The organism is Rhizobium sp. GW821-FHT14E12 (genome assembly GCF_058803745.1).
Genome location: NZ_JBXAPH010000008.1, coordinates 244,147 through 270,920 on the forward strand (window position 1 = coordinate 244,147; position 26,774 = coordinate 270,920).

Annotated in this window: 22 protein-coding genes; 15 read left to right on the forward strand and 7 right to left on the reverse strand. The window is 62.9% G+C overall.

From position 1 onward, the window contains the following. The first annotated feature begins 9 nt into the window (after nucleotides 1-9). The 10 genes from phnL to phnN all read left to right on the forward strand — a co-directional run bounded on the left by phnL (nucleotide 10) and on the right by phnN (nucleotide 9,108). Nucleotides 10-717, forward strand: coding sequence for a phosphonate C-P lyase system protein PhnL (gene phnL / locus AC1RO0_RS25270; protein ID WP_034519834.1), 708 nt, complete (start codon nucleotides 10-12; stop codon nucleotides 715-717). Next, nucleotides 714-1,331: a DapH/DapD/GlmU-related protein gene (locus tag AC1RO0_RS25275; protein WP_498595326.1), complete on the forward strand. Its 618-nt coding sequence runs from the start codon at nucleotides 714-716 to the stop codon at nucleotides 1,329-1,331. The genes phnL and AC1RO0_RS25275 overlap by 4 nt, the downstream gene beginning before the upstream one ends. A gap of 94 nt (nucleotides 1,332-1,425) precedes the next feature. Further along, nucleotides 1,426-1,989, forward strand: coding sequence for a pyridoxamine 5'-phosphate oxidase family protein (locus AC1RO0_RS25280; protein ID WP_498595327.1), 564 nt, complete (start codon nucleotides 1,426-1,428; stop codon nucleotides 1,987-1,989). A gap of 226 nt (nucleotides 1,990-2,215) precedes the next feature. Continuing rightward, on the forward strand, nucleotides 2,216-3,070 hold the full coding sequence (gene phnC / locus AC1RO0_RS25285) for a phosphonate ABC transporter ATP-binding protein (protein WP_498595328.1): 855 nt from the start codon (nucleotides 2,216-2,218) through the stop codon (nucleotides 3,068-3,070). A 96-nt stretch (nucleotides 3,071-3,166) separates the two neighbouring features. After that, nucleotides 3,167-4,072: a phosphonate ABC transporter substrate-binding protein gene (phnD, locus tag AC1RO0_RS25290; RefSeq protein ID WP_498595329.1), complete on the forward strand. Its 906-nt coding sequence runs from the start codon at nucleotides 3,167-3,169 to the stop codon at nucleotides 4,070-4,072. Between the two features lie 68 nt (nucleotides 4,073-4,140). Next, on the forward strand, nucleotides 4,141-5,121 hold the full coding sequence (gene phnE, locus AC1RO0_RS25295) for a phosphonate ABC transporter, permease protein PhnE (protein ID WP_498595330.1): 981 nt from the start codon (nucleotides 4,141-4,143) through the stop codon (nucleotides 5,119-5,121). A gap of 8 nt (nucleotides 5,122-5,129) precedes the next feature. Beyond that, the gene (phnE, locus tag AC1RO0_RS25300) at nucleotides 5,130-6,476 is read left to right on the forward strand and encodes a phosphonate ABC transporter, permease protein PhnE (RefSeq protein WP_498595331.1); all 1,347 of its coding nucleotides are present in this window, start codon (nucleotides 5,130-5,132) and stop codon (nucleotides 6,474-6,476) included. Between the two features lie 190 nt (nucleotides 6,477-6,666). Then, nucleotides 6,667-7,359: a DUF1045 domain-containing protein gene (locus tag AC1RO0_RS25305; RefSeq protein ID WP_498595332.1), complete on the forward strand. Its 693-nt coding sequence runs from the start codon at nucleotides 6,667-6,669 to the stop codon at nucleotides 7,357-7,359. A 10-nt stretch (nucleotides 7,360-7,369) separates the two neighbouring features. Next, complete coding sequence (locus AC1RO0_RS25310) at nucleotides 7,370-8,509, forward strand: alpha-D-ribose 1-methylphosphonate 5-triphosphate diphosphatase (protein WP_498595333.1); 1,140 nt, start codon at nucleotides 7,370-7,372, stop codon at nucleotides 8,507-8,509. Further along, complete coding sequence (phnN, locus tag AC1RO0_RS25315; protein WP_498595334.1) at nucleotides 8,506-9,108, forward strand: phosphonate metabolism protein/1,5-bisphosphokinase (PRPP-forming) PhnN; 603 nt, start codon at nucleotides 8,506-8,508, stop codon at nucleotides 9,106-9,108. Before AC1RO0_RS25310 ends, phnN begins: the two co-directional genes overlap by 4 nt. Nucleotides 9,109-9,322: 214 nt before the next feature. Here the strand turns inward: phnN and polA are convergent, their stop codons facing one another. Next, on the reverse strand, nucleotides 9,323-12,325 hold the full coding sequence (gene polA / locus AC1RO0_RS25320; RefSeq protein WP_498595335.1) for a DNA polymerase I: 3,003 nt from the start codon (nucleotides 12,323-12,325) through the stop codon (nucleotides 9,323-9,325). Here polA and AC1RO0_RS25325 point away from each other — a divergent pair. Next, nucleotides 12,324-12,635, forward strand: coding sequence for a hypothetical protein (locus AC1RO0_RS25325; RefSeq protein WP_498595336.1), 312 nt, complete (start codon nucleotides 12,324-12,326; stop codon nucleotides 12,633-12,635). The two genes, polA and AC1RO0_RS25325, sit on opposite strands and share 2 nt — an antisense overlap. A gap of 120 nt (nucleotides 12,636-12,755) precedes the next feature. Further along, the gene (locus tag AC1RO0_RS25330; protein WP_007703039.1) at nucleotides 12,756-13,187 is read left to right on the forward strand and encodes a MarR family winged helix-turn-helix transcriptional regulator; all 432 of its coding nucleotides are present in this window, start codon (nucleotides 12,756-12,758) and stop codon (nucleotides 13,185-13,187) included. Here the strand turns inward: AC1RO0_RS25330 and AC1RO0_RS25335 are convergent, their stop codons facing one another. Next, nucleotides 13,188-15,524 (reverse strand): bifunctional diguanylate cyclase/phosphodiesterase, encoded by a 2,337-nt coding sequence (locus AC1RO0_RS25335; RefSeq protein ID WP_498595337.1) that lies wholly within the window; start codon nucleotides 15,522-15,524, stop codon nucleotides 13,188-13,190. A gap of 197 nt (nucleotides 15,525-15,721) precedes the next feature. On the opposite strand from AC1RO0_RS25335, the gene AC1RO0_RS25340 reads away from it, so the two are divergent. The 3 genes from AC1RO0_RS25340 (at nucleotide 15,722) to AC1RO0_RS25350 (ending at nucleotide 19,916) form a co-directional block, all read left to right on the forward strand. After that, nucleotides 15,722-17,107, forward strand: coding sequence for a M20/M25/M40 family metallo-hydrolase (locus tag AC1RO0_RS25340; RefSeq protein ID WP_498595338.1), 1,386 nt, complete (start codon nucleotides 15,722-15,724; stop codon nucleotides 17,105-17,107). An 89-nt stretch (nucleotides 17,108-17,196) separates the two neighbouring features. Next, nucleotides 17,197-18,120, forward strand: a complete 924-nt coding sequence (locus AC1RO0_RS25345; protein ID WP_498595339.1) for a nucleoside hydrolase — start codon at nucleotides 17,197-17,199, stop codon at nucleotides 18,118-18,120. After that, complete coding sequence (locus AC1RO0_RS25350) at nucleotides 18,117-19,916, forward strand: adenine deaminase (RefSeq protein WP_498595340.1); 1,800 nt, start codon at nucleotides 18,117-18,119, stop codon at nucleotides 19,914-19,916. The genes AC1RO0_RS25345 and AC1RO0_RS25350 overlap by 4 nt, the downstream gene beginning before the upstream one ends. Before the next feature lie 187 nt (nucleotides 19,917-20,103). Here AC1RO0_RS25350 and AC1RO0_RS25355 read toward each other — a convergent pair whose 3' ends face one another. From AC1RO0_RS25355 to AC1RO0_RS25375, 5 genes are all read right to left on the reverse strand, one after another. Then, nucleotides 20,104-21,276, reverse strand: coding sequence for a M20 aminoacylase family protein (locus AC1RO0_RS25355; RefSeq protein ID WP_498595341.1), 1,173 nt, complete (start codon nucleotides 21,274-21,276; stop codon nucleotides 20,104-20,106). A gap of 81 nt (nucleotides 21,277-21,357) precedes the next feature. Then, nucleotides 21,358-22,419, reverse strand: a complete 1,062-nt coding sequence (locus AC1RO0_RS25360; RefSeq protein ID WP_498595342.1) for an ABC transporter ATP-binding protein — start codon at nucleotides 22,417-22,419, stop codon at nucleotides 21,358-21,360. After that, a complete protein-coding gene (locus AC1RO0_RS25365; RefSeq protein WP_498595343.1) occupies nucleotides 22,416-23,969 on the reverse strand; it encodes an ABC transporter permease in 1,554 nt (517 codons plus the stop codon). The genes AC1RO0_RS25360 and AC1RO0_RS25365 overlap by 4 nt, the downstream gene beginning before the upstream one ends. 172 nt (nucleotides 23,970-24,141) lie before the next feature. Further along, on the reverse strand, nucleotides 24,142-25,158 hold the full coding sequence (locus tag AC1RO0_RS25370; RefSeq protein ID WP_498595344.1) for an iron ABC transporter substrate-binding protein: 1,017 nt from the start codon (nucleotides 25,156-25,158) through the stop codon (nucleotides 24,142-24,144). Nucleotides 25,159-25,381: 223 nt separating this feature from the next. Continuing rightward, nucleotides 25,382-26,719, reverse strand: a complete 1,338-nt coding sequence (locus AC1RO0_RS25375; RefSeq protein ID WP_498595345.1) for an MFS transporter — start codon at nucleotides 26,717-26,719, stop codon at nucleotides 25,382-25,384. Nucleotides 26,720-26,774: the final 55 nt, after the last annotated feature.

Genomic DNA, 26,774 nt, shown 5'->3' on the forward strand with positions numbered 1-26,774 from the left:
GGAAAAACCATGGCAACCCCCCTCGTCGTTTCCGAAGTCTTCAAAAGTTTCACCATGCATCTGCGCGACGGCATTCGCCTGCCTGTCGTCGCCGATGTCTCCTTCTCGGTCGCAGCCGGCGAATGCGTCGTGCTCGGCGGCCCCTCCGGCATCGGCAAGAGCTCGCTCTTGAAGATGATCTATGGCAACTACGCCGTCGACGCCGGCCAGATCCTGGTGGCGCACAAGGACAGGATCACCGATCTCGCCACCGCCGATCCGCGCACCGTGCTCGAGGTTCGCCGCCATACCATGGGCTATGTCAGCCAGTTCTTGCGCACCGTGCCGCGCGTGGCCGCCATCGACGTCGTTGCCGAGCCGCTTCTGGCGCGCGGCGTGGCGCTGGCTGATGCTCGGCAAAGGGCCGGTGCCCTGCTCGCCCAGCTCAATCTGCCGCAAGAGCTCTGGCAGCTGCCGCCCGCCACCTTCTCGGGCGGCGAGCAGCAACGCGTCAATATTGCCCGCGGCTTCATCACCGACCACGCCATTCTCCTGCTCGACGAACCGACCGCCTCTCTCGACGCCCGGAACCGCGCCGTCGTGGTCTCGATGATCGAGGAGAAGAAAAAGGCCGGCGTTGCCCTGCTCGGCATCTTCCACGACGAGGAGGTGCGCGAAGCGGTCGGTAGCCGGATTCTCGACGTCTCCCGTTTCTCGCCCAGAAAGTCCGCCGCATGAGCCGCCAACTGGGCGAAACGCCCTTCATCAGCCCGACCGCAACCGTCAAGAACTCGACGTTCGGCCGCTATACCGAGGTCTCCGACCGTTGCCGCATCGACGAGGTCGAGATCGGCGACTACTCCTATATCATGCAGGACGGCGCCGTCTGGTGCGCGACGATCGGCAAGTTCGTCAACATCGCGGCCAGCGTCCGCATCAATGCCACCAACCATCCGACATGGCGGGCGACGCTGCATCACTTCACCTATCGCGCCGCCGATTATTGGCCGGATGCCGATATGGAAACCGACTTCTTTACCTGGCGGCGCGAGAACCGCGTCGTGATCGGGCATGACGTCTGGATCGGACACGGTGCTACCATCCTGCCGGGCGTCACGGTCGGCAATGGTGCTGTCATCGGCGCCGGCGCCGTCGTTTCCAAGGATGTCGCGCCCTATACGATCGTCGGCGGCGTGCCGGCAAAGCTCATCCGCGAGCGCTTCACCGCCGAGGTTGGTGCCCGCATGGACAAGCTGTCCTGGTGGGACTGGGATCACGCCACCTTGCGCACGGCGCTGACGGATTTCCGCGCCCTTTCCGCCGAGGATTTTTTGATCCGCTACGGCGCATGAGGACGTTTTTCGCCGATATGGGGCTTGCGCCGGCCGACTGAGGATCTAGCGTCTGGCGACCCTTTGAGACCAGATAGTCGAGGGAGACGCCGTCATGGCAAAGCAGTTCGAAAGCATCGATGACCGGCTGCGCGACTTCATTGCCCGGCAGCATATCTTCTTCACGGCGTCGGCGACCGCGGAATCCCGCGTTAACGTTTCGCCCCGCGAGACGCTGTGCCTGCGCATCATCTCACCCAATACCGCCATCTATCTCGACCGCACCGGCAGCGGCAACGAGACCTCGGCGCATATGAAGGCCGACGGGCGGCTGACCATCATGTTCTGCGCCGTCGCGGGGCCGCCGATGATTTTGCGCCTCTATGGGCGCGGCCGGATCATTCACAGGACATCGGCTGAATATCGGGAGCTGCTGCATACACACTATGCCGGCGAAGAACCGCTCGGCGCGCGCCAGATCGTCTGGCTGGATATCGACCTCGTCCAGACCTCCTGCGGCTTCGGCGTGCCGCTCTTTTCCTATGAAGGCGAAAGGCCGAGCCTCGATCAGTGGGCCAAGGCCAAGGGGCCTGATGGTATCGAGGAATACCGGCGGGAAAAGAACGTCCGCAGTATGGACGGTCTGCCGACGGGTTTATTTGACGCCGACAGCAACTAATGCGGCCCGACTGAATCATCCCACTGCACCAATAGCGGGGGATTGTAACAACACTTACACAAATCTGACATTGGAGCTTCATGAAGCGGGACTAATGCGTTGCCTATACTTGGCGCACAGCCGCTCGAAATTCGGTTTCGAGGCAAGGCACCTGCGCCTGTTCATAGTTAGTCGCGCGACGTCAATGCTTGCTGCGATCCAAAGCAGCGGCGAAAGGGAAAGCTTCATGTTCGAGCTCAAGAATGTCTCGCGCCGGTTCGGAAACAAGCTTGCTGTCGATTCCGTGACGCTGGACATTCCGCAAGGACAGATGGTCGGCGTCATCGGCCGCTCGGGCGCCGGCAAGTCCACGCTGCTGCGCATGATCAACCGCCTCGCCGATCCGACCTCCGGTTCGATCCATTTCGCCGGCACCGAAGTGTCCAAGCTGAGCGGCCGGGCGCTGCGCAGCTGGCAGCGCGATTGCGCCATGATCTTTCAGCAGTTCAACCTGGTCCCGCGCCTCGACGTGCTCACCAACGTCATGCTTGGCCGCCTCAACCAGCGCTCGACCGTGATGAGTCTCCTGTCCGTCTTCACCCGCGAGGAGCGTATCGAGGCGATCGCGGCGCTGGAACGCCTCGGCATCGAGCAGACCGCATTGCAGATGGCCGGCACGCTGTCGGGCGGCCAGCAGCAGCGCGTCGCCATCTGCCGCGCCCTGATGCAGCAGCCGAAGATGATGCTCGCCGACGAGCCGATCGCCTCGCTCGACCCCCTCAACGCCAAAATCGTCATGGATGCGCTGCGCGATATCAACGAGCGCGAAGGCATCACCGTCATCACCAACCTGCACACACTGGATACGGCCCGCAACTATTGCGAACGCATCGTCGGCATGGCCGCCGGCCGCGTCGTCTTCGACGGCAAGCCCTCTGACCTGACGGCCGCCGCCGTCAAGGAAATCTACGGCACCGACAGGGACGGCGCCGGTGTCGACGAGACGATGACGTCGACCGCCATCAACATTCCCGATCCGGCCGCGCAAGCCGCGGCACATGCATCCGCCGGCCCGCAACCGCTGGCACTGGCCGGTCCCTGAGGGGGAGCCGGCCGCGATCGAAAGCCCGCGTCAAGGGCGCATTTCTTTCAGACCGAAGACATCCGGGGACACACCGGTTAACCAGGAGACGAACCCATGTTGAAGAAGACCCTTCTTGCAGCCACGGCGCTTCTCGCGCTTGCTGGCGGCGCTGCCGCTCAGAACCTCAAGGAATTCCGCGTCGGTATTCTCGGTGGCGAAAACGAAGCCGACCGCCTGCGCAACTATGCCTGCCTCTCCGACCACCTGAAGAAGGAATTCGGCTTCGAGAAGGTATCGCTGTTCCCGGCCGCCGACTATGACGGCGTTATCCAGGGCCTGCTCGGCGGCACGCTCGACTTCGCCGAACTCGGTGCTTCCGGCTATGCAGCCGTCGCCATCAAGGACCCGAAGGCCGTCACCCCGATCCTGACCACGCAACAGGCAGACGGCTCGACCGGCTATTACTCGATCGGTCTCGCTCTGAAGTCCTCCGGCATCAAGACCATCAAGGATGCCAAGGGCAAGAAGCTCGGCTATGCCGATCCGGACTCCACCTCGGGCTATCTTGTTCCGCTGACGCAGATCCCGAAGGACACCGGCATGCCGAACGACAAGTTCTTCGCCTCGACCCAGTTCAATGGCGGTCACGAAAACAACCTGCTCGCCGCCTATGACGGCAAGGTCGACGTTGCCGTGGACGATTCCTCGGGCCTCGGCGACTTCAAAGACGGCTACACCTCCGGCACCTTCCGCAAGGAAGTCGACAAGGGCGCCGTCGACCCGAACAAGCTCGTCGAAGTCTGGCGTTCGCCGCTGATCCCGAACGGCCCGCTCGTCGTTCGCAACGCGCTCGGCGCCGAATGGCAGACCAAGCTGACCGACTTCTTCCTGAAGCTCCCGACCGCCGACGCCAAGTGCTTCAACGCCATCGAAGGCGGCGACTTCAAGGGCTACGTCAAGGTCAAGCCGGACTTCTACAACGCCGTTATCGAAGTTCGCAAAGCTGCCATCGGCGGCTGATCTTCGTCCTGACAGCGAGGCGGCCGGCAACGGCCGCCTCTTTGCTATTTTTCAAGGCGGTATTTTTCATGACGATTGCCGATGCCCAGCCACAGATGCAGAGCGCCCCTCATAGCGCCAAGGAGATCGGCGACGCCTGGAGCCGCATGGTGGCCCGACGCCGTCTCTATACCGGGCTCGGCCTCGCGATCCTGATCATCGCCTTCGTCAGCTCCGTCCGCTTCGCCGACGAGAGCAATGCCGGCCACTTCTTCGACCGCCTGCCGCATCTCTTTGACTTCCTGAGCTGGCTGATCCCCAAGGATTGGGCCGACGTCTATCGCGCGCTCTTCGATCTTGCGAGCCCGAACGGCGCAAACGGCGTCGGCGGCGAGGAGTTCAATTTCCCGCTCGGCCGCGTCTATGTCTGGGGCGATTTCTACATTCCCGAATATTTCGAGCTGATGATCATCACGATCAACGTGGCGCTGGTCTCCACCATCATCGGCTTCGTCGTCGCCCTGCCGCTCAGCTTCTTTGCCGCCCGCAACATGTCGCCGTCCAATCCGGTGCGCCTGGTGACGAAGCGCGTCATGGAATTCCTGCGCGCCTTCCCCGAGATCGTCATCGCCGGGCTGTTTTCGGCGATCCTGTCGATCGGCCCGATCGCCGCCATCATCGCGGTCGGCCTGCACACGATCGGCGCGCTCGGCAAGCTCTTCTACGAAGTCGTCGAAAACATCGACATGAAGCCGGACGAGGGCATGAAAGCGGTCGGCGCCAGCTGGACGGAGCGCGTCCGCTTCGGCGCCCTGCCGCAGGTAATGCCGAATTTCATGTCCTATGCGCTGCTGCGCCTGGAAATCAACGTCCGCGCCTCGACCATCATCGGCGCCGTCGGCGGCGGCGGCATCGGCGAGGAGCTGAAGCTGTCGATCTCGCGCGGCTTCGGCGCCAAGACGGTGGCACTGGTGCTGCTGCTCTTCATCACCATCATCGCCGTCGATCAGTTTTCCGCATGGCTCCGTCGCCGTCTCGTCGGCGAGCATGCCTTCCTTCTGCAGCATTGAGGTCGCCCATGTCCGTTATCGACGCCAGCCGCATGCAGGATATCGAAGCACGCTACCCGGAGATCCTGCATCGATCCTTCCGCCAGCGCTTCGGCGCCCTGATGGTCTTCATCGGTGTGATCCTCTATGGCTTCTACGCCGTCTGGTTCTTCGATCTGCCGAAAGTCATTACTGAGGCCCATTGGGAGCGCGTCGGCATCTATCTGAGCGAATGGGTCAGTTATGACGTGCAGCCGGAATTCCGCATTTCCGGCGACACGATCAGCATCAAATATCCGCGCTTTTCGCCGCTGGGCGATAATCCGCACCCGGACTGGGTGACAAACAACCCCGACGGCAGCCTGACAGTCTCGGTCAGCGGCACGAGCCGTACCGTCACGATCACCAAGACACAGGCGATCCTCACCGCCCATGGCGTCACCATCCCGATCGACATCACCGGCGACGTGCCGAAGTTGATCGGCTCGGAGCCGGTCCCCGCCTGGATGACGGTCTATGACGACAATATCCTCGTGGATATGGGTTTTGCCGGCAATGTCAGCATCTCCACCGACCGCGTGAAGATCCGCAAGCGCTTCATCGGCTGGGCGAATTTCGTCTTCGACACGCATTCGCCCTTCTTCGACAAGCCGGCGGGCGAAGTCATCAATTTGATCGTCTCCGGACCGCGGCTCGATCCCGCTGAATCCAACCTTTCATTGGCCTTCGACAATGTCTGGAACAATGCCGCCTGGCAGCATGGCGATGTCTGGTCCAAGCTGTTCCAGACCATCGTCATGGCCTTCCTCGGCACGCTGCTCGGTTCTGTCGCCGCCTTTCCGCTGGCCTTCCTGGCGGCGCGCAATATCACGCCGAACCGGCTGCTCAATCAGGTGCTGAAGCGCTTCTTCGACTTCCTGCGCTCGGTCGACATGCTGATCTGGGCGCTGTTCCTGACCCGCGCCTTCGGCCCCGGACCGCTCGCCGGCAGCGGCGCGATTTTCCTCACCGAGACCGGCACGCTCGGCAAGCTCTACTCCGAGGGTCTCGAGAATATCGACAACAAGCCGCGCGAGGGCGTGAAGTCCACCGGTTCGTCGACCATCCTCGTACATCGCTACGGCATCATGCCGCAGATCGTTCCCGTCATCGTCAGCCAGACACTCTATCAATGGGAATCCAACGTGCGCGGCGCCACCATCATCGGCGCGGTCGGCGCCGGCGGCATCGGCCTGAAGCTGTGGGAAGCCATGCGCACCAATGCCAACTGGGAAAACGTCGCCTATATGGTGCTGCTGATCCTGATCGTCGTCTTCCTGTTCGACGCTGCCTCCAGCGCGCTGCGGACACGCCTGATGGGCACGCAAAACAGATAAAAAAGACAACAAAAAACCGTATCGCATCATCATTTTGTCACGGGAATCCTTTAGCGGAAGCCCGGGCAGGATAAGATTGGGCGTGCCGGGTTTAGCCGGATTCGATTCGATACCGTCTTGCCTCTCTTGCGGTTTGGCGCAAATCACCCAACAGTGTCTCGCGCAGCCGATTTTTCCAAGGAATATAGCCTTGCGCTACGCTCTCTATTTTACGCCGCCGAAAGCCGATCCCTTGACGGCGCTTGCCGCCCGCTGGCTTGGCCGCGATGCCTTTTCGAACGAAATCTTTTCCGACAAAGCGATCGGCGCCGTACCCGAGAACCATGCCGAGGTTACCGCCGACCCGCGCCGCTACGGCTTTCACGCCACGCTGAAGGCGCCCTTCGAGCTGGCAAATTCGGTCACCGAACGCGACCTTCTCGACGTGGCCGCCGATTTTGCCGCGCGCACGCCAGCCTTCGCCATACCCGAGCTCGTGCTTGGCCAGCTCGGCCAGTTCTTCGCGCTCGTTCCAGCCGAGGTCTATCAGCCGCTTCAGGATTTCGCTGCTCAAGTCGTCAAGACCTTCGAGCCGTTCCGCGCCGCCCTTTCCGACGCCGATATCGCGCGGCGCAAGCCGGAGGGATTGAGCGAGGCGGAGCGTGCAAATCTGCTGCGCTGGGGCTATCCTTACGTGAACGACGAGTTCCGCTTCCATATGACACTGACCGGTAAGGTCTCGGCCGAGCAACAGGCCGGCATCCATGACCTGCTGCGCGATCGTTTCGCCGACCATACCGGCAAGCCGCTCGATATTTCCGGCCTCGCCGTCTTCGTCGAAGAAGAGCGCGGCGCACCCTTTACCGTCCGTTCCTGGCTGCCGCTTGCCGGCGCCCAAAAATGAAAGACCTGACATGACCAAGGAAACCGTCCTCTCCAACGCCCGCATCGTCCTCGAAGACATGATCCTCGAGGGCTCCGTGCTGATCCGCGACGGGCGGATCACCGATATTTCCGAAGGCAGGTCCGGTATCGGCGAGGATTTCGAGGGCGATTATCTGATCCCCGGTCTGGTCGAGCTGCATACGGACCATCTGGAAGCCCATTATTCGCCGCGCCCCGGCGTGCGCTGGAACAAGACGGCCGCCATCCAGGCGCATGACGCCCAGATCGTTACCTCCGGCATCACCACCGTCTTCGACTGCCTGCGCATGGGCTCCGATGAAGATGGCGGTTTCGAAAAGGGCGAGATGCGCGACATGGCTGACGCCATCCAGGCGGCGCAAAACGAGGACCGCCTGCGCGCCGACCACCTGATCCACCTGCGCTGCGAGGTCTCTTCCGACAACGTTCTCGATCACTTTCAGGATTTCGAGAAGGACCCCTATGTCCGCCTGGTCTCGCTGATGGACCACGCGCCGGGCCAGCGCCAGTTCCAGACCATGGACCAGTACATCTTCTACTATCAGAAGAAGCGCGGCCTGAGCGACGAGGCCTTTGCCGTTTTTGTCGCCAAGCGCCAGGGAGAATCGGCCAAGTACGCCAAACCGCACCGCGATGCCATTTCGAAGGTCTGCAATGAGCGCGGCATCACCATCGCCAGCCATGACGACGCGACGCTTGCCCATGTCGACGAGGCGATCAATTACGGCGTGCGGCTGGCGGAATTCCCGACCAGCGTCGATGCCGCCAAGGCATCGCATGGGGCCGGCATGAGCGTGCTGATGGGCGCGCCGAACATCGTGCGCGGCAAGTCGCACTCGGGCAACATCGCCGCCCGCGATCTCGCCGAACTCGGCGTGCTCGACGTGCTCTCTTCAGATTACGTGCCGCTCAGCCTGCTGCATGCGCCGTTCATCCTCGCCGACGAGGTCGAGGGCATATCGCTGTCGCAGGCCATCGCCATGGTCACCGCGACCCCGGCCAAGACCGTCAGCCTCAATGATCGCGGCCGCATCGCCGAGGGCCTGCGCGCCGATCTCGTGCGCGTCCGCCGCGATCATGGCGTGCCGGTGACGCGCTCGGTCTGGCGGGAAGGACGGCGTGTGGCATGACGCTCGAGGCCAAGACAGAGCCGACTAAGGACCTCTCGGCAAACACGGCCGGGATCATGGTCGTGGTCGTTGGCCCGAGTGGCGCCGGCAAGGATACGCTGATGAATCTCGCCGCCCGGCATTTCGCCGGCCGATCCGACATTCATTTCGTCCGTCGCGTCATCACCCGCGACGGCGATGCTGGTAGCGAAGACCACAGAAGCGTCTCCGATGCCGATTTCGACGCCATGGAACAGGACGGCGCCTTCGCGGTCTCCTGGGAGGCGCATGGCCTGAAATACGGCATTCCTAGCGATGTCGAGGATGAACTTGCCAACGGCCATCTCGTCGTCGCCAACGGCTCGCGCTCGGTGCTCCATCGTTTCCAGGCGGCATTTCCGAAGCTGAAGGTCATCAATGTCACGGCACGGCGGGAGGTGCTGGCCGAACGGCTGATAGCGCGCGGCCGCGAAAGCCGCGAGGACGTGCTGAAACGACTGGAGCGCGGTTCGCTCACCGTTCAAGGCAGTTACGATGTCGCCGACATCGACAATAGCGGCACGCTGGAAGAGGCAGGCCGTGTGATCGTCGCTGAGCTGGAAGCGCTGATCGCAAGATAAAGTCGGTTTGTGCCGCACCTGCAGAAGCAAACTCGCGGTGCATCGCCCCCTCAACCTGCGCTCCGCGCGTCCTTCTCTCCGATGGAGAGAAGGTAGGGATTTGCCGGACGCTCCGTTTCCCCTTCTCCCCTCGGGGAGAAGGTGGCCCGAAGGGTCGGATGAGGGGGTCACCTCACCATGAAGACTGATCTCCTCGTTACCTCGGTAGGTAACCTCAGTGCGCCTCATCCCAATTGTTCGCCGCGCGGGCATCGACCTTCAGCGGCACGGACATGTTCACCGCCGGCATGGCGGCATTTTCCATGACCGAGACGATGACCGGTGTCGAACGCTCGACATCGGCATCCTCGACTTCGAAGATCAGTTCGTCGTGCACCTGCAGCAGCATGCGGACGCGATCGCCGAGGCCTGCATCCGACAACGCCGGCTCCATCTTGATCATGGCGCGGCGGATGACGTCGGCGGCCGAGCCCTGGATCGGGGCATTGATCGAGGCGCGTTCGTTGAAGGCGCGCACGGAAGGATTGGACGACTTAATTTCCGGGAAATGCACGCGCCGGCCGAAGATGGTCTCGACATAGCCCTTGTCGCGCGCCGTCGCCTTGGTGCTTTCCATGTAGTCGCGGATGCCGGGGAAGCGCTCGAAATACTTCTTGATGTAATCGCCGGCTTCCGAGCGCTCGATCGAGAGCTGGTTGGCAAGGCCGAAGGCGGAAATGCCGTAGATGATGCCGAAGTTGATCGCCTTGGCGCGGCGGCGCACCTCGCTCGGCATGCCCTCGATCGGCACGCCGAACATTTCCGACGCCGTCATGGCATGAATGTCGACGCCATCGGCAAAAGCCTGCTCGAGCTGCGGAATATTGGCGACATGCGCCAGCACGCGCAGCTCGATCTGGCTGTAGTCGGCCGAGATCAGCTTGTGGCCGGGCGTCGAGATGAAGGCCGTGCGGATCTTGCGGCCTTCGGCGGTGCGGACCGGAATGTTCTGCAGGTTCGGCTCGGAGGAGGACAGGCGTCCGGTCGTGGTCGAGGCCAGCGAATAGGAGGTGTGGACGCGCTTGGTCTGAGGGTGGACATAGCCCGGCAGCGCGTCGGTATAGGTGGATTTCAGCTTGGTAAGCTGGCGCCAGTCGACGATCTTGCGCGGCAGTTCGAAGCCGGCGGCCGCCAGGTCTTCCAGCACCTGCGCCGAAGTGGACCATTGCCCGGTCTTGGTCTTGCTGCCGCCAGAAAGGCTCATCTTGCCGAAGAGGATATCGCCAAGCTGCTTCGGCGAGCCGATGTTGAAGCGCTCGCCGGCCAGCGTATAGATCTCGTCCTCCAGCCGCGCCGCGCCCTGCGCCAGCTCGCCGGAAAGGCGCGAGAGGATCTGCCGGTCGATGGTAGTGCCGCGCTCCTCCATATGGGCGAGAACCGGCACCAGCGGCCGCTCCAGGCGCTCATAGACGGTTGAGAGTTTTTCAGCCGCGAGGCGCGGCTTCAGCACCAGCCAGAGGCGCAGCGTCACGTCGGCGTCCTCGGCGGCATAGGCCGTGGCGCGGTCGATATCGACGAGATCGAAGGTGATATTGGACTTGCCGCTGCCGGCGACGTCCTTGTAGGCGATCGGCTTGTGGCCAAGCCAGCGCTCCGACAGGCTGTCCATGCCATGCGTGGCGTTGGCGCCGCCATCGAGCACGTAGGACAACAGCATGGTGTCGTCGAAGCCCTTGGTCTCGATGCCATAGCGCTTCATCAGCAGATAGTCGTATTTCAGGTTCTGCGCGATCTTGAGGACGGATGTGTCCTCGAGCAGCGCCTTCAGCCGCGGCAGCGCATCGCGCAGCGGGATCTGATTGTCGGCAAGGCCGCCGCCGAGCAGATCGCCGACGCCATTCTTGTGGTTGAGCGGAACATAGGCGGCGCGGATGGAAGCGCCCGTGGGATCGTTCTTGTTATCCGCGATCGCCAGCGAAAAGCCGACGATTTCAGCCTGCATGACATCAAGCGACGTCGTCTCGGTATCGAAGGCGACGATGCCGGTTTCGCGCGCATCCACGATCCACTGGTCAAGGGTGGCGACGTCGCGGATGGTGACATATTTCGAATGGTCGATCGGTGCGGTGGCGAAGCTTGCCGCACGGGCCTTGGTAAGGTCGGCCGGTTCGGTCAGCCCCTCGACACCCACGCGTGGCTTGACCGCCGGTGCCGGAACGGAAGCGCCCTCAGCCACGACAGCGCCGCCGGCCACGAGTTCGGTATTGTCTCCGACATCGAGATCCGGGCCATGGGCCGTGTCACCCCACTCGACCTTGACGTCGGATGGTTCGATCGCCGCCGGATCGCAATCACAAGCGTCCGCAACGCGGCGCGTCAGCGATGTGAATTCCATCGCCTTCAGGAAGCCGACCAGCTTCGGGCCGTTCTGCGGCTCGAGCACCAGCGCATCGAGTTCAAGCTCCAGCGGCACATCGGTCCTGAGCGTCACCAGCTGCCGGGAAATCCGGGCCAGATCAGCATTGGCGATGATGTTTTCGCGACGCTTTTCCTGCTTGATCTCGCCGGCGCGGGCGAGCAGCGTATCGAGATCGCCGAACGTCTCCAGAAGCTGCGCCGCCGTCTTCGGGCCGATGCCGGGGATGCCGGGCACGTTGTCGACCGAATCGCCCGTCAGGGCCTGCAAATCGATCATCTTTTCCGGCGGCACGCCCCATTTCTCGATGACGTCGGGAATGCCGATCTGCTTGTCCTTCATGCTGTCATACATGTGGACCATGGGGGTGACGAGCTGCATCAGGTCCTTGTCGGAGGAGATGATGGTGACGTCGGCACCGGTCGCCTCTGCCTGGCGGGCATAGGTGGCGATGATGTCGTCGGCCTCGAAGCCATCGGTCTCGATGCAGGGCAGGTTGAAGGCGCGGGTCGCCTGGCGAATGAGCCCGAATTGCGGGATCAGCTCTTCCGGCGGCGCCGAGCGGTTTGCCTTGTAGGCGTCATAGATATCCTTGCGGAAGGTCTTTGACGAATAGTCGAAGATGACGGCGAAATGCGTCGGCGTCACGCCGACCGACGTATCGCGCGCAGAGGTCAAAAGCTTCCACAGCATGTTGCAGAAACCGGAGACGGCGCCGACCGGCACTCCATCGGACTTGCGCGTCAGCGGCGGCAGGGCATGGAAGGCCCGGAAAATGAATCCGGAGCCGTCGACGAGGAAGAGATGATCACCTTTTTTCATGGAAGCATGGATAGCGTGGCGCACTTCCAACGTCCATATAAAGTTCCGTCAGGCGATGCGCGAACAGGTCAAATCTCTCACCGAAACGTTACCAAGTTTTAATCAATCCAAACTGCATATTCCCTTGAAAAACCATATTTGGAACCTCATTTCATACTCACCGGCGATTGATTACGCCGAGGGTCTGACAACCGGCCTGTCCCCCGCCATGTCAGACTTGGACAAAGGCCTATCCCCCTCTCCGGGCCTTTGTCCTCCTTTTCTGAGCCGCCATGGCGCCCCTCCAGGCCATGGCGGCTTTTCTGTTTGATCCGCTCGCGCAGCTCGCCGAAAGCGGCTCGAAATACAGTTGCGGCCCCGCCGATTCCCGAGAGGCCCCGCCCCAGAATTGCCGATTGTTTTGGCATGGAATACTGGCATAATTACAATCATGGGATTTAACCGGACGGACTCCGCGACCTACCTTGCCAATCAGATGGCAAAGGGATTTTCCCGCTCGTTACAACAACGTGCGGCACGGCTCGGCTTTTCCCCCGGTCAGTTCCCGATCCTGCTCGAATTATGGACCGAAGACGGGCTGACGCAGAAGCAATTGCTGGAGCGCGTCGACATCGAGCAGGCGACGATGGCCAATACGCTGTCGCGCATGGAGCGGGACGGGCTGGTGGAGCGTCGCCCTCATCCATCCGACAAGCGCGCCCAGCTGATCTTCCTGACCGGCAAGGCCACCGCCATGCAAACCGAAGCCGTCGAGGCGGCGATCGCGGCGGACAGGGACCTCTTCAGAGGCTTCCGCACCTTCGAGCGCGAGCTGCTGCTCGAATATGTCAAACGCATCCTCGAAAACGCCAAGCATATTTAGTTAGGCTACGGTCCTATCGGATGCGGACAACCTGCTGCTCGGCTCGATATCGGGCTTGCCCAGCAGGAAACCCTGAAGCTGGGTGCAGCCCTCTTCTACGACGATACGGCGCTGCGTCTCCGTTTCCACACCTTCCGTCACCACCGGCATGTTCAGGCTATGACCGAGCCCGATGATGGCGCGCACGATGGAACGGGCCGCTGGATCATGTTCCAGCGCGCCGGTGAAGCTGCGATCGACCTTGATCTTGTCGAAGGGAAAGGCGCGCAGGTTGCTCAGCGAGGAATAGCCGGTACCGAAATCGTCCATCACCACGCGGACCCCCAGCCGATGCAAGCGCTGCAGGGTTGAGAGCACGACAACGCGGTCGCGCATCAGAGCGGCTTCGGTGATCTCGAGCTCCAGCCGATGCGGATCGAGACCGGTGCTTGCCAAAATCTGTGCCACCTGATCGTACAAGGTCGGGACCATGAATTGCACCGGCGAAACATTGACGGCGATACTGGCCTTGTCGTGCCAGCGCGCCGCCTCGATGCAGGCCTGCTCCAGCACCCACTCGCCAAGCTGGATGATCGATCCGCTCTCCTCGGCGATCGGAATGAAGGTATCCGGCTCGATCACGCCGCGCGCCGGATGATCCCAGCGCAACAGGGCTTCGTAGCCACTGATCTGACCATTTTGAGCATCGAGGATGGGCTGGTAGTCGACATGGAGCTGCCGGCGCAGGATCGCCTGACGGAGATCGCTTTCGATCTGGCGGCGGGTGCGGACCGTTTCGTCCATATCGGCATCGAAGAAGCAGGCAAAGCCGCGGCTGGTATGCTTGACGCGGTAAAGGGCAATATCGGCATTGCAATAGAGCTGCTCGGCGCTGCGGCCATCCCGCGGATAGATGGCGATCCCCAGGCTGACGCCGACGGCGGTCGGATCGCGTGCCGTGTCCATCTCCGCGGCAAACTCCGTCAGGATGCGCTCGGCCAGCCGGCGCGCGCCCTCCGGCTGCGATTGCCCGGGCTGAATGATCGCGAATTCATCGCCACCGAGTCTCGCCACCGTGTCGCTCTCCTCGGCCGAGCGGCGAAGAATATCAGCGACCTTGCAAAGGATCCGATCCCCTTCGGCATGACCGAAAACGTCGTTGATGGCCTTGAATCGGTCGAGGTCGAGGCAGAACACGGCGACCTCCGTCCCCTTGTGCTCGGCCATCTGCAGGGCCTGGCGGATGCGCTCGTCAAAGAACGCGCGATTGGGGAGATCCGTCAGCGTATCGTGATGGGCGAGGTGCTCGATCATCTGCTGCGCCTGCCGGCGCTCCGTCAGATCCCGGACAACCAGCACGCGGCATTCATGCCCGCGATAGGTAATGGTGCGGATGACGACCTCGACGGGAATGGCCCTGCCACCCTTGCTGAAGAGCGCGGTTTCCAGCGACGTGGCTTCCTCGGGGCGCATGGTGTCGTCCAGCGTGAGAAAGTCCTCCGGCGACTTGCCAATCAACCGCTGCAACGACCAGCCGGAAATGGCGACGAACCGCTCATTGGCATCGATAACGCGGCCGTCGCGAACGATCAGCATGCCCTCAAGCGAGGCATTGGCGAAACCGCGCAAATCGGTCAGATGGCGGTCGACGAAGGCGGCGCCAAGCGCAATCAGGACCAGCCCCGTCGATGCCGCCATGATGATGCCGGCAAGCACGATACGGTCGATCGAAAGGGTCGCCGCCTCCACGGTCGGGTCCGGTGTCAGCGTAACGCCGCTCATGGCGGTAAAATGCAGGGCGCAGATCGCCAGCACCAGAAGCAGCGTGCCGAGCGCGATCCGCCGATGGCCGCCCATGCGGAAAAAGGCGACGAAGGAGAGTGCTCCCAAGACAGCGCCGGCTGTAATCGCCGCCAATGTCCGCGACGGATCGTGGGCAAGGATCGCCGGCGCTTGGATGGCCTGCATGCCGGTGAAGTGCATGGAGGCGATACCAAGCGCCATCAGCATGCCGCCGATGGCAAAGGAGATGGTGTTATCCCACTCGAAAGCCACCGCAATGGCGAACCAGGAACCAAGGATGGCAAAGACCACGGAGAGGATCGTGAGCGAGAGGCCGTAGCTGATCGGCAGGCCACCGTCATAGGCCAGCATGGCAATGAAGTGCGTCGCCCAGATGCTGACCCCGCTGGCAAAGGCGGCGGCCGCCACCCAATAGCTGCGCTGCTGCGATCGGCATTCCTGCGCCCGCGAAAACAGCAGCATCGTCGCCAGGCTGCCGATCAAGCAAATGGCGGCGGCGACGAAAATCAACCTGATGTCGTGCTCGTCGCGAATGCATGCCATGACAGAGAACATTCAGCATCTCCATTTGCTTTTATCGATCAAGCTTATTTTCGATGCTCTAAATAACTGTAAATTAAATAGGCGACTATTTATGCCGAGACGCATCCTCCACATGCGGTAATCACGCAACGAAATTTTCGGGTTTTCCGCCTCGAAACCGGCCGGGCTTTGGTCTATCGTCCCAGCAATTTCCATGTAAGGAGTCGGATATGACCGATGTATCGTCCGTTCTCGACCGCGCGGATCAGAACCTTCCATCCAGCCTCGACAATCTGTTCGAGTTGCTGCGCATCCAGTCCATCTCGACCGATCCCGCCTTCAAGCCGGAATGCCGCAAGGCAGCGGAATGGCTCACCGCCTATCTGACCAAGCTCGGCTTTACGGCGTCCGTGCGCGACACATCAGGCCATCCGATGGTCGTTGCCCATCATGATGCCGCCAGCGCCGATGCGCCGCACGTCCTTTTCTACGGCCATTACGACGTGCAGCCGGTCGATCCGATCGAGCTTTGGGAGAGCGACCCCTTCGCGCCCGCCATCAAGGACATGGGCAATGGCCGCAAGATCCTGGTCGGGCGCGGCACTTCGGACGACAAGGGCCAGTTGATGACCTTCGTCGAAGCCGTTCGCGCCTACAAGGAGATCAAGGGTGGGCTGCCGGTCCGCGTCACCATCCTGTTCGAAGGCGAGGAAGAGTCTGGCTCGCCGTCGCTGAAGCCCTTCCTCGAAGCCAATGCCGCCGAGCTGAAGGCGGACTATGCGCTGGTTTGCGATACCGGCATGTGGGACGGCGACACCCCGGCAATCGCGGCCGCCCTGCGCGGTCTGGTCGGTGAGGAAGTTACCATCAATGCCGCCGACCGCGACCTGCATTCCGGCCTCTACGGCGGCGCGGCCGCCAATCCGATCCATATCCTCTCCGATATTCTTGCCGGCCTGCACGACGAGACCGGGCGCATCACGCTTCCCGGCTTCTACGACGGCGTGGAGGAAACGCCCGCCAATATCAAAGCTTCCTGGGAAACGCTCGACCGCTCGGCGAAGAATTTCCTCGGCGAGGTCGGCCTGTCGATCCCCTCGGGAGAAAAGGGCCGTTCTATACTGGAGCTGACCTGGGCGCGGCCGACGGCCGAGGTCAACGGCATCTGGGGTGGCTATACTGGTGCCGGCTTCAAGACGGTGATCGCCGCCAAGGCCTCGGCGAAGGTTTCCTTCCGCCTCGTCGGGCAGCAGAACCCGGCAGCGATCCGCGAGAGTTTCCGTGCCTATGTCCGCTCGAAGGTGCCAGCCGACTGCTCGGTGGAATTCCACGAGCATGGCGCTTCGCCGGCCATCCACCTGTCCTACGATTCGCCGGTACTGACCAAGGCGAAGAATGCCCTTTCCAACGAGTGGCCAAAGCCGGCTATCGTCATCGGCATGGGCGGCTCGATCCCGATCGTCGGGGACTTCCAGAAGATGCTCGGCATGGAATCCCTGATGGTCGGCTTCGGCCTCGCGGACGACCGCATCCATTCGCCAAACGAGAAATACGAGCTGCGATCCTATCACAAGGGCATCCGCTCCTGGATCCGTATCCTCGACGCGCTCGCTTGAGCCAACGAACGGCGACGCGCGGTCCCGGTCGCGCGTCCCTTCGATGACGTCCCTCCCCCTCACTTTCAATTCAACAGACAGGCACGGCCATGGGGATCTGGATCGATACCGACATGGGGTTCGACGATATCGCCGCCATTCTGGTGGTGGCGCATTCGAGCCTTACGATCGACGGCGTTTCGCTGGTGAGCGGCAATGCGCCGCTTAAGCAGGTGTGCGCCAACGCTTCCAGTGCCGCAACCGCCTTCGGCTGGACATTCCCCATCCATACCGGCCGTGAACTGCCGGTGCTCTGCAAGCTGGAAACAGCACAGAGCATTCTCGGGGCGAGTGGCATACCGACCACGGGCAAGAGCCTGCCGCAGGCGGATGAGCTGCTGGCCAGCGATGCCTTCGCCGCACTTAGCAACTGGCTGGCGGACGGCGCGGGGCCAAAGCGCATTCTGGCGCTCGGGCCGCTCACCAATATCGCCGCGCTGGCGCTCGCCCGCCCCGACCTTGCCGCCCGCATCGACGAGCTCACCTGGATGGGCGGCGGCGTGACCTCGGGCAATCATACGGCCTCGGCCGAATTCAACGCCTATGCCGATCCGGAAGCGCTCGCCATCGTTCTCGCCCATGGCCTGCCGCTTCGGATGATCGATCTCGACATCTGCCGAAAGGTGCTGGCGCGGTCCGACGATGTCGAGCGGGTACGCCAGGCCGCCGGCAAGAACGCCGAACTGCTTGCCGATCTCCTCGGCGGCTACGTCAATATCGCCATCAGCCGCGGCCGGCCGGCCATGGCGGTCTATGATCCGACCGCCGCCGCCATCTTCGTCGATCCCGATATCGCCAGGCTCCAGCATGCCCGGATCGATGTCGAGCTGTGGGGGCAGCACGCGCGCGGGCGCACGGTCGTCGAGACGCGTGCGTCGCATGCGGAATTCAACGCCCATTTCGCCGCCGAGATCGATGCCGACAGGGCTCGCGCCATCATATTCGACGCCATGATCAACGAGGCACGCCGATGATCCAGCATTCCCACGAGCCCGGCGACCTCAACGCACCCGAGCTGCGCGCCCGCGCGGTTGCGGCAGCGCGCGGCGATGCGCCCTTCGACTTGCTGATCGCGAGCGGCCGTCTGGTCGATATGGTGACCGGCCAGATCCGCGCCGCCGATATCGGCATTGTCGGGCCGCTGATCGCAAGCGTGCATGCGCCGGGTAGCCGCACCGATGCAGCCGAGACAATCGATGCCTCGGGCTGCTTCCTCTCGCCCGGCCTGATCGACACGCATATGCATATCGAAAGCTCGATGGTGACGCCGGCCCTTTATGCCGAGGCGGTGTTGCCGCGCGGGGTTACGACCATTGTCTGGGATCCGCATGAATTCGGCAATGTGCATGGCCTTGACGGCGTGCGCTGGGCTGTCGAGGCGACCCGGCTGCTGCCGCTGCGGGTCATCCCGCTCGCCCCCTCCTGCGTTCCCTCCGCCCCCGGCCTGGAGCTGGCGGGCGCCGATTTTGATGCTTCCGCCATGGCCGAGATGCTCGCCTGGCCCGAGATCGGCGGCGTTGCCGAGGTCATGACCATGCGCGGCGTCATCGACGGCGATCCGCGCGCCAGCGCCATCGTCAATGCCGGGCTGCAATCCGGCAAGCTCGTTTGCGGCCACGCTCGCGGTCTCGAGGGTACCGACCTCAGCGCCTTCATGGCGGCCGGCGTCTCCTCCGACCATGAGCTTACCTCGGGCGCCGATTTCCTTGCCAAGCTCTCCGCCGGCCTGACCATCGAGCTGCGCGGCTCGCATGACCATCTGCTGAAGCAATTCGTCGACGTGGTCAATGATCTCGGCTTCCTACCGCAGACGGTGACGCTCTGCACCGACGACGTCTTCCCCGACGATCTGCATGTCAATGGCGGCCTCGACGATGTCGTTCGTCGCCTCGTGCGCGATGGGCTGAAGCCGGAATGGGCGCTGCGGGCGGCGACGCTGAATGCAGCCATGCGGCTCGGCCGCAACGATCTCGGCCTGATCGCCGCCGGTCGCCGCGCCGATATCGTGCTGTTCGAAGATCTCCGGGCTTTCAAGGCGAAACGGGTGATTGCCAATGGCGAGATTGTCGCCGAGGCTGGCAGGATCGCCGGCACGGTCGCACATCTCGATACAGCGCCATTACAGAATTCGATCAAACTCGCGCCGCTCAGCGAAGATGATTTCCGTGTACCGGCCGGCGGCGACCGCGTGCGGCTTGCAACGATCGACCGACCGCGCTTCACGCAATGGGGCGAAATCGAAGCCGAGGTGGCGGACGGATATGTCGTGCCGCCGGCCGGAACCACCATGCTCGCCGTCGCCCATCGCCATGGCAGAGCGGAAGGGGGCAAGGCGGATGGACGGCCGCGCGTCGGCTTCCTCACCGGTTGGGGCGAATGGCGCGGCGCCTTCTGCACCACCGTCTCGCATGACAGCCACAATCTGACGGTCTTCGGCGGCAATATCACGGACATGACGCTCGCCGCCAACGCCGTCATCGCGGCCGGCGGCGGCCTCGCGGTGGCTTGCGACGGCAAGGTCCAGATCGTGCTGCCGCTGCCGCTTTCCGGCCTGGTGAGCGACGCGCCACTTGAAGAGACAGCCCTGACCTTCCGCGCCCTTCGCGAGGCGATGGAAAAAATCGTCGACTGGCAACCGCCCTACCTCGTCTTCAAGGCCTGCTTCGGGGCGACACTCGCCTGTAATATCGGCCCACATCAGACGGATCGTGGTATTGCCGATGTGGTGACGGGACGGGTGTTGGAGACGGCGGTGCTTGGGGAGATTTAGCAGTCGATTGAGCGGTGGAGGCAGCCCCTCACCCTAGCCCTCTCCCCGCACGCGGGGAGAGGGGACGACCTCTGCACCCTCGCCTATTTCGCTGGTGAGGAGGATGGAGATGGTGTGTCTTTCCCCTTCTCCCTGTCAAAACGGGGAGAAGGTGCCCGACAGGGCGGATGAGGGGCAAGCCAAGAACTCAATCCACCCCCAACTCCTGCTCCACCAACGTCGTCCAGAACGCCACGCCCGAGGCAATCGCATCGTCGTTGAAATCATAAGCCGTGTTGTGATGCAGCGCCCCATCGACGGCCGGGCCGTTGCCGAGCCAGACGTAGCAGCCGGGAGCATTCTGGCCGAAGAAGGCAAAATCGTCACCGGCGGTGGAGGGCGGGAAGCGGGTCCGCACCTTCTCGCCGAAGACGGTAGTCGCGGCTTTCAGCGCCCGCACAGTTGCCTCTGGATCGTTGACGACGGGCGGGATGCGGCGCTCGAACTGGTAGTCGACAGCAATGCCGTACATTGCCGCCGTGCCCTGCGCGAGCCGGCCGATCTCCTGTTCGAGTTGATCGCGGACTTCGGGCGTATAGGCCCGTGCCGTGCCGCCGATCTCGACCGTGTCGGGGATGACGTTCAGCGCCTTGGGGTCGCCCGCCTGCAGTGAGCAGGCGCTGACGACGGCTGGCTGCAGCGGGTCGACGACGCGGCCGATAATGGTCTGCAAGGAGGAGAGGAAAGTCGCTGCCGCCGTGATTGGATCCTTGCCGAGATGCGGCTTGGCGCCATGGGTGCCGGTGCCGCGAAAGGTGATGCGCCAGCTATCCGACGAGGCAAGCTGCGGGCCTTCGACCACAGCCATCTCGTCGACATCGAGACCCGGCATATTGTGCAGGCCGTAGACGGCATCGCAGGGGAAGAGGTCAAAGAGGCCTTCCTCCACCATGCGTTTCGCCCCACCACGCCCTTCCTCGGCCGGCTGGAAGATGAAATGCACGGTGCCGGAAAAGCTGCGCGTTGCCGCCAGCTGCCGGGCAGCGCCCAAAAGCATCGTCGTGTGGCCATCATGACCGCAGGCGTGCATCTTGCCGGAGATGGTGGATTTATAGGGCCTATTGCCCTTTTCCGGCATGGCAAGCGCATCCATGTCGGCGCGAAGACCGATGCGGCGGGTGCCGTTGCCGACTTGCAGCGTGCCGACAACGCCGGTCTTGCCGAGGCCGCGATGCACGGTGATACCCGCTTCCTCCAGCAATGTCGCGACGATGCCGCTGGTGCGCTCCTCTTCGAAACCCAATTCCGGATGAGCGTGCAGGTTATGGCGAAGAGATGTCAGAAAGGGGAGATCCGGGAAGATCTCATCGGGAAGAGACATGGGAGTTCCTTTGGCATCGGCCATGACGACGGCCTTGCCCTATCTTCCCCAAAGCGCCGAAGGCTTCAACCGAAAAGCAGCTCAGGCGCCAGGCTTGTCGAAGACATGCGCTTTGCCAAGGATAGTCACGGAGACCATGCTGCCGATCTCCGGCAGGCCGACACCGGAGCTTTTGATGTTCAGCGTCTCGCCGCCATTGGCCTGCGAAAGGACGATCGTCACCGTGCAGACGGCACCGCCGAATTCGACATCGGTCACTTTGCCGACGCAGGCGGCGTTTGCGCCGGCATTATCGAGGACGCTCAATTGCAACTGTTCGGGCCGCAGCATGATATCGGCACGCCCCTGCCGGCCGTTGGTGTCGAGCGGAATGCGGCCCAGCGCGCAATTGGCAAAGCCATCGCCAAGCTCCGCCGGCAGCAGGATGGCGTCGCCAAGAAAGGTCGCGGTCTCGCGATCCCTGGGATGGAGGTAGAGCGATTGCGGGGTTCCGGCCTGCACCAGCTTGCCATCGCGCAGAACGGCGACCTGATCGGCAAAGGACAGTGCCTCCGCCTGATCATGCGTTACCAGGATCGTGGTGATGCCGGCGATTTGCAGAACGCGGGCGACGGCCTTGCGCATGTTTTCGCGCAGGCCCGTGTCGAGCGCGGAAAAGGGTTCGTCGAGCAGCATCAGCCTCGGTTTGCGGCCAAGCGCGCGGGCAAGCGCCACGCGCTGCTGCTGGCCGCCTGAGAGCTGATGCGGGCGGCGATCGAGCATGTTGCGATCGAGCTCCACCATGTCGATCAGCGCGTTGATCTGCTGGGCGCGATCCGGCCGTCCGCGCTCCATGCCGAAGCTGATATTGTCCGCCACGCTCAGATGCGGAAACAAGGCGCCATCCTGCGACACGATGCCGATGCCGCGACGATGGGCGGGCACGACGGACGGGCCATCCGCCAGCGTCTCGCCTTCCAGCGTCACCTGACCGGCATCCGGGGTCTCAAAGCCGGCGATGATGCGCAGCAGCGTCGTCTTGCCGGAACCGGACGGGCCGACGATGGCGGTGCGGCTGCCGGGGGCGACCGTGAGGTCGATATTGTCGAGCGCGCATACCGGGCCGTAGCGCTTGCTGATGGTCTTGATCGCCAGAAAGGTCATTGTCCCGCCGTCCGCTTGGATTGCGTATAGAGAAGAAGGGTGAGCGGCAGCGACAGAACCACCATCATGAAGGCATAGGGCGCGGCGGAGACATAATCGATCTCGCTGGTCAGCGACCAGAATTTCGTCGCCAGTGTCACCGTGCCGTTCGGCGACAGCATCAGCGTCGCCGTCAGTTCATTGGTGATCCCCAGGGCGACCAGCGCGACGCTCGCGGCAAAGCCGGGAGCGGCAAGACGCATGGTGATCTGCCGCACGGCCTGGGCCGGCGTGCGGCCAAGCGCCATGGCGGCGCGTTCGAGCTCGACCGGGGCCTGGGCGATGCTGGCGCGCAAGCCCACCATGGCGCGCGGCAGGAACAACAGGACATAGGCAAGCAGCAGCGTTGCGAAGGTCTGGTAGAGCGGCAGGATCAGCCGCACCGTGATCGACACCAGCGCCAGGGCAACGACGACGCCCGGCAGCGAGCCGACATAATAATGGCAGGCCTCGAGGATCCGCTGCAGCCGGCCGGGTGCGCGCACCGAGAGCCAGGCCATCGGAATGGCGGCGACGGTGGCAAGCAGTCCACCGGCAATCGCCAGTCCTATGGTCTGCAACAGCGCATTGCCAACCGTCTCCATCCGCCAGATGCCGGTGCCGCCAAGATAAAGCCAGCGCGCCAGCGTCACGAAGGGCACGCCGAGCGTGAGCGCGGCCACCACCACTGGAAGAGCGACGGCAGGGACGACGAGCCAGCCGAGACGGCGGCGATCCGCCGGGCGAGCGGCACCGGAGCCGACACGGGCATAACGCTCGTTGCCGCGCACCAGCACTTCGATGCCGAGCAGCAGAAGACAGCAGAAGACCAGAACGCCGCCGAGCATGTTGGCGGCCGGGCTGTTATAGGCAGACTGGAACTGATCGACGATCGCGGTCGAAAACGTATCGAAGCGGATCATCACGTAGAGACCGTATTCCGCGAGCAGATGCAGGCCGACCAGCAGCGAGCCGCCACAGATGGCGAGGCGAAGCTGCGGCAGGATCGCCCGGAAGAAGACGCGCCAGGGATTGAGGCCGAGCGAGGCGGCAGCATCCTCGATCGCCGGATCGAGGCGGCGGAGTGCCGCGGCCACCGGCAGATAGAGGAAGGGGTAATAGGCAAGCACCGACACGAGCACGCCGCTCGACAGCCCGCGCATACCAGGCACCAGGCTGACCCAGGCGTAGCTGTGCACGAAAGCCGGCACGGCCAGCGGCGCAACCGCCAGCCAGGACCACAGGCGCGCGCCGGGGATATCGGTGCGCTCGGTCAGCCAGGCGAGCGTGACGGCAAGCAGGATGCAAAGCGGAATGGTGCAAACTTCGAGAAGAACGGTATTGACCAGCAACTCGCCGACGCGGTTACGGAAGATCAGCGCGACGACTTGAGCCCAGCCGGTATCGACGGTGATCCAGATGATGAAGCCGAGCGGCACCAGGCTCAGAAAAGCGACGACAGATGCAAGGGCGATAACGGAAGCGTGCGGAACACGGCCGCGAGGCGCAGCCGTCGGCGGGGGCACTCGCATGGCAGCGGCCCGACCGGCCGGCGCGGCATATGTGTTCTTCTGCAGCAAGTCTCAGCTGCCTTTCACGCCCTGAAACAGGAAGGCAACCGCCGTTTAAGGCGATTGCCGGGATCGAATTGGCCAGCGGCCATCCGCATGCCCCTAGCAGGGCATGCGACAGTGATGCAAGAGCTTAGATCAATCCAGCTTCCGTCATCAGATCGGTGACCTTCTTGCTGTTCAGCTTGGAAGGCTCGACCTTCGGGGCCTGCAGATCCTTGAGCGGCACCAGCTTCGGGTTGGACTCGGCGCCGTTGCCGACGGCATATTCATAGGAATCGCCATCGCGCAGAACGGCCTGGCCGCCCTTGCCGGTGATCCACTTCAGGAATGCCTGGGCTTCCTTCTGGTGCTGGCTGGAGGCGAGAACGCCGCCGCCGGAAATGCTGACGAACGCGCCCGGATCCTGGTTCTTGAAGTAATGCAGGAGAACGTTCTTGCTGTTTTCACCGGTCTTGGCCTGATCGCCGAACCAGTAATAGTGATAGATGACCGCACCCTCGATTTCACCGGCATTGACGGCCTTCATGGCAACGCTATTGCCCTTGTAAGGGGTGGCGTTTTCCTTCATGGCCTTCAGCCAGGCCTTGGTGGCGTCCTCGCCCTTGAGCTCAAGAAGCGCGCTGACGATCGCCTGGAAATCGGCGCCGGCCGGCGATGCACCCCAGCGGCCCTTCCACTTGGGATCGGCGAGGTCGAGCAGCGACTTCGGCAGATCGGCGTCCTTCAGCTTGGTCTTGTCATAGGCGAAAACCGTCGAGCGGGCGGCGACGCCGACCCAGTTGCCATCGACCGCCTTGAAGTTTTCCGGCACCTGCGCCAGCGTGTCGGCATCGACAGGGGCGAAGAGCTTGTTGGCGTCGACCAGTGCCATGCCCGGAGAATTTTCCGTCAGATAGACGTCGGCGGGGGATGCTGCGCCTTCCTCGACGATCTGGTTGGCGAACTGCATGTCGCTGCCGTTGCGGATCGTCACCTTGATGCCGGTTTCCTTGGTGAAGCCATCCGCCCAGGCCTGGGTCAGCGTCTCATGCTGGGCATTGTAGACGACAATGCCTTCGGAATCGGCGGCATTTGCCATCAGCGGAGCAACCGTAAGGCCCGCGACAAGCGCCAGCGCGCTGGTGAGATGGGTGAAGGAAAAAGTCATAGGCGTCCTCTCGCTTGAAAACCCCGTCTTTGACGGTGGTGCGATAGCCTATATTTTTCCTGACTATTCTTTTCAAGTTTCCGCACGCCCGTTTGTATCACAAAAGCTTGAAAGGAGAGTCAAGATTTCGCCGGATTTTTCAGCAGCGCGGATGCTTGTGCCGGAACACGCAAAGGGCCGCGACGCTTGCGCATCGCGGCCCTTTGATATCTCGAAAATCCGGTCAGGTGTCGCGCGTTTCCAACGTCTTGCTGAAGAAGATCGCGACCAGCGTGCAGACGACGCCGGAGAGCAGATAGAGGCTGGTATAGACCAGGCCGAACTGGCTGGAGAGGCTGAGCGCCACGAAGGGAGCAAAGCCGGCGCCGATCAGCCAGGAAAGATCCGAGGTCAGGGCCGAGCCGCTGTAGCGATAGTTCCGGCTGAAGCGCGAGGCGCTGGCGCCGGCGGCCTGACCGAAGGACAGGCCGAGCAACGTGAAGCCGAGAACCACGTAGATGTGACGGCCGGTGCTGCCGCCATCGAGCAGCCAAGGCGCGACGAAGGCGAAACAGGCGATCAGCACCGCACCGACGGCCAGCTGGTTACGCCGGCCGATGCGATCGGCCAGCAGGCCGGAACAGATGATCGCAACGATGCCGCAGATCGCGCCGACGAATTCGACCAGTAGGAACGACCCGGGCGATTGGTCGCTATAGAGCGTCATCCAGCTCAGCGGGAAGACGGTGACCAGATGGAAGGTCGCGAAGCTTGCCAGCGGCACGAAGGCGCCGATCAGCACGTCACGGCCATGCACCCGCAGAAGCTCCGTCATCTTGACCGGCTCCAGCTCATGGCGCTCCAGCAGCGCGCCGAATTCCGGCGTGGCCACCAGGCGAAGCCGGGCGAAGAGCGCGACGACATTGACCATGAAGGCGCAGAAGAATGGATAGCGCCAGCCCCATTCCAGAAAGTCGGCGGTGGTCAGGCTCATGACGAAGTAGGCAAAGAGCGCGCTTGCCAGCATGAAGCCGATCGGCGCGCCGAGCTGCGGGATCATTGCAAACCAACCGCGGCGATTGGCCGGTGCATTCAGCGCCAACAGCGAGGCCAGACCATCCCAGGCGCCGCCGAGCGCCAGGCCCTGTCCGATACGAAAGACGGCAAGCAGAAGGATCGCGTAGCCGCCGATCTCGGCATAGCCGGGCAGGAAGCTCATCGACGCGGTCGAACCGCCGAGCAGGAACAGCGCGATCGTCAGCTTGACGCCGCGGCCATAGGCGCGGTCGATCGCCATGAAGATGAACGAACCGATCGGGCGGGCGATAAAGGCAAGCGAAAAGATCAGGAAGGAAAGCATGGTGCCATGCAGGGGATCCGCGAAGGGGAAGATCAGCTTCGGGAAAACCAGGACCGATGCGATGGCATAGACGAAGAAATCGAAAAACTCGGACGTGCGACCGATGATCACGCCGATAGCAATATTACCGGGTGCGACCTCACTCCCCGCATGCATGCTGCGAGCGTCGCGTTCAAAACCTTTGGATGTTGCATTTACTGCTTCATGCGTAACACTGACCATGTGTGAGAGCCTCCCTCTCCAGACGCGAACTCCTCCACGAATTCGCGTACAGTTA

Excerpts from the sequence above, each read along its gene's own strand:
- phnL (WP_034519834.1), top strand. The coding sequence starts at position 10 with ATGGCAACCCCCCTCGTCGTTTCCGAAGTCTTCAAAAGTTTCACCATG.
- AC1RO0_RS25275 (WP_498595326.1), top strand. The coding sequence starts at position 714 with ATGAGCCGCCAACTGGGCGAAACGCCCTTCATCAGCCCGACCGCAACC.
- AC1RO0_RS25280 (WP_498595327.1), top strand. The coding sequence starts at position 1,426 with ATGGCAAAGCAGTTCGAAAGCATCGATGACCGGCTGCGCGACTTCATT.
- phnC (WP_498595328.1), top strand. The coding sequence starts at position 2,216 with ATGTTCGAGCTCAAGAATGTCTCGCGCCGGTTCGGAAACAAGCTTGCT.
- phnD (WP_498595329.1), top strand. The coding sequence starts at position 3,167 with ATGTTGAAGAAGACCCTTCTTGCAGCCACGGCGCTTCTCGCGCTTGCT.
- phnE (WP_498595330.1), top strand. The coding sequence starts at position 4,141 with ATGACGATTGCCGATGCCCAGCCACAGATGCAGAGCGCCCCTCATAGC.
- phnE (WP_498595331.1), top strand. The coding sequence starts at position 5,130 with ATGTCCGTTATCGACGCCAGCCGCATGCAGGATATCGAAGCACGCTAC.
- AC1RO0_RS25310 (WP_498595333.1), top strand. The coding sequence starts at position 7,370 with ATGACCAAGGAAACCGTCCTCTCCAACGCCCGCATCGTCCTCGAAGAC.
- phnN (WP_498595334.1), top strand. The coding sequence starts at position 8,506 with ATGACGCTCGAGGCCAAGACAGAGCCGACTAAGGACCTCTCGGCAAAC.
- AC1RO0_RS25325 (WP_498595336.1), top strand. The coding sequence starts at position 12,324 with ATGGAAGCATGGATAGCGTGGCGCACTTCCAACGTCCATATAAAGTTC.
- polA (WP_498595335.1), bottom strand. The coding sequence starts at position 12,325 with ATGAAAAAAGGTGATCATCTCTTCCTCGTCGACGGCTCCGGATTCATT.
- AC1RO0_RS25330 (WP_007703039.1), top strand. The coding sequence starts at position 12,756 with ATGGGATTTAACCGGACGGACTCCGCGACCTACCTTGCCAATCAGATG.
- AC1RO0_RS25335 (WP_498595337.1), bottom strand. The coding sequence starts at position 15,524 with ATGTTCTCTGTCATGGCATGCATTCGCGACGAGCACGACATCAGGTTG.
- AC1RO0_RS25340 (WP_498595338.1), top strand. The coding sequence starts at position 15,722 with ATGACCGATGTATCGTCCGTTCTCGACCGCGCGGATCAGAACCTTCCA.
- AC1RO0_RS25345 (WP_498595339.1), top strand. The coding sequence starts at position 17,197 with ATGGGGATCTGGATCGATACCGACATGGGGTTCGACGATATCGCCGCC.
- AC1RO0_RS25350 (WP_498595340.1), top strand. The coding sequence starts at position 18,117 with ATGATCCAGCATTCCCACGAGCCCGGCGACCTCAACGCACCCGAGCTG.
- AC1RO0_RS25355 (WP_498595341.1), bottom strand. The coding sequence starts at position 21,276 with ATGTCTCTTCCCGATGAGATCTTCCCGGATCTCCCCTTTCTGACATCT.
- AC1RO0_RS25360 (WP_498595342.1), bottom strand. The coding sequence starts at position 22,419 with ATGACCTTTCTGGCGATCAAGACCATCAGCAAGCGCTACGGCCCGGTA.
- AC1RO0_RS25365 (WP_498595343.1), bottom strand. The coding sequence starts at position 23,969 with ATGCGAGTGCCCCCGCCGACGGCTGCGCCTCGCGGCCGTGTTCCGCAC.
- AC1RO0_RS25370 (WP_498595344.1), bottom strand. The coding sequence starts at position 25,158 with ATGACTTTTTCCTTCACCCATCTCACCAGCGCGCTGGCGCTTGTCGCG.
- AC1RO0_RS25375 (WP_498595345.1), bottom strand. The coding sequence starts at position 26,719 with ATGGTCAGTGTTACGCATGAAGCAGTAAATGCAACATCCAAAGGTTTT.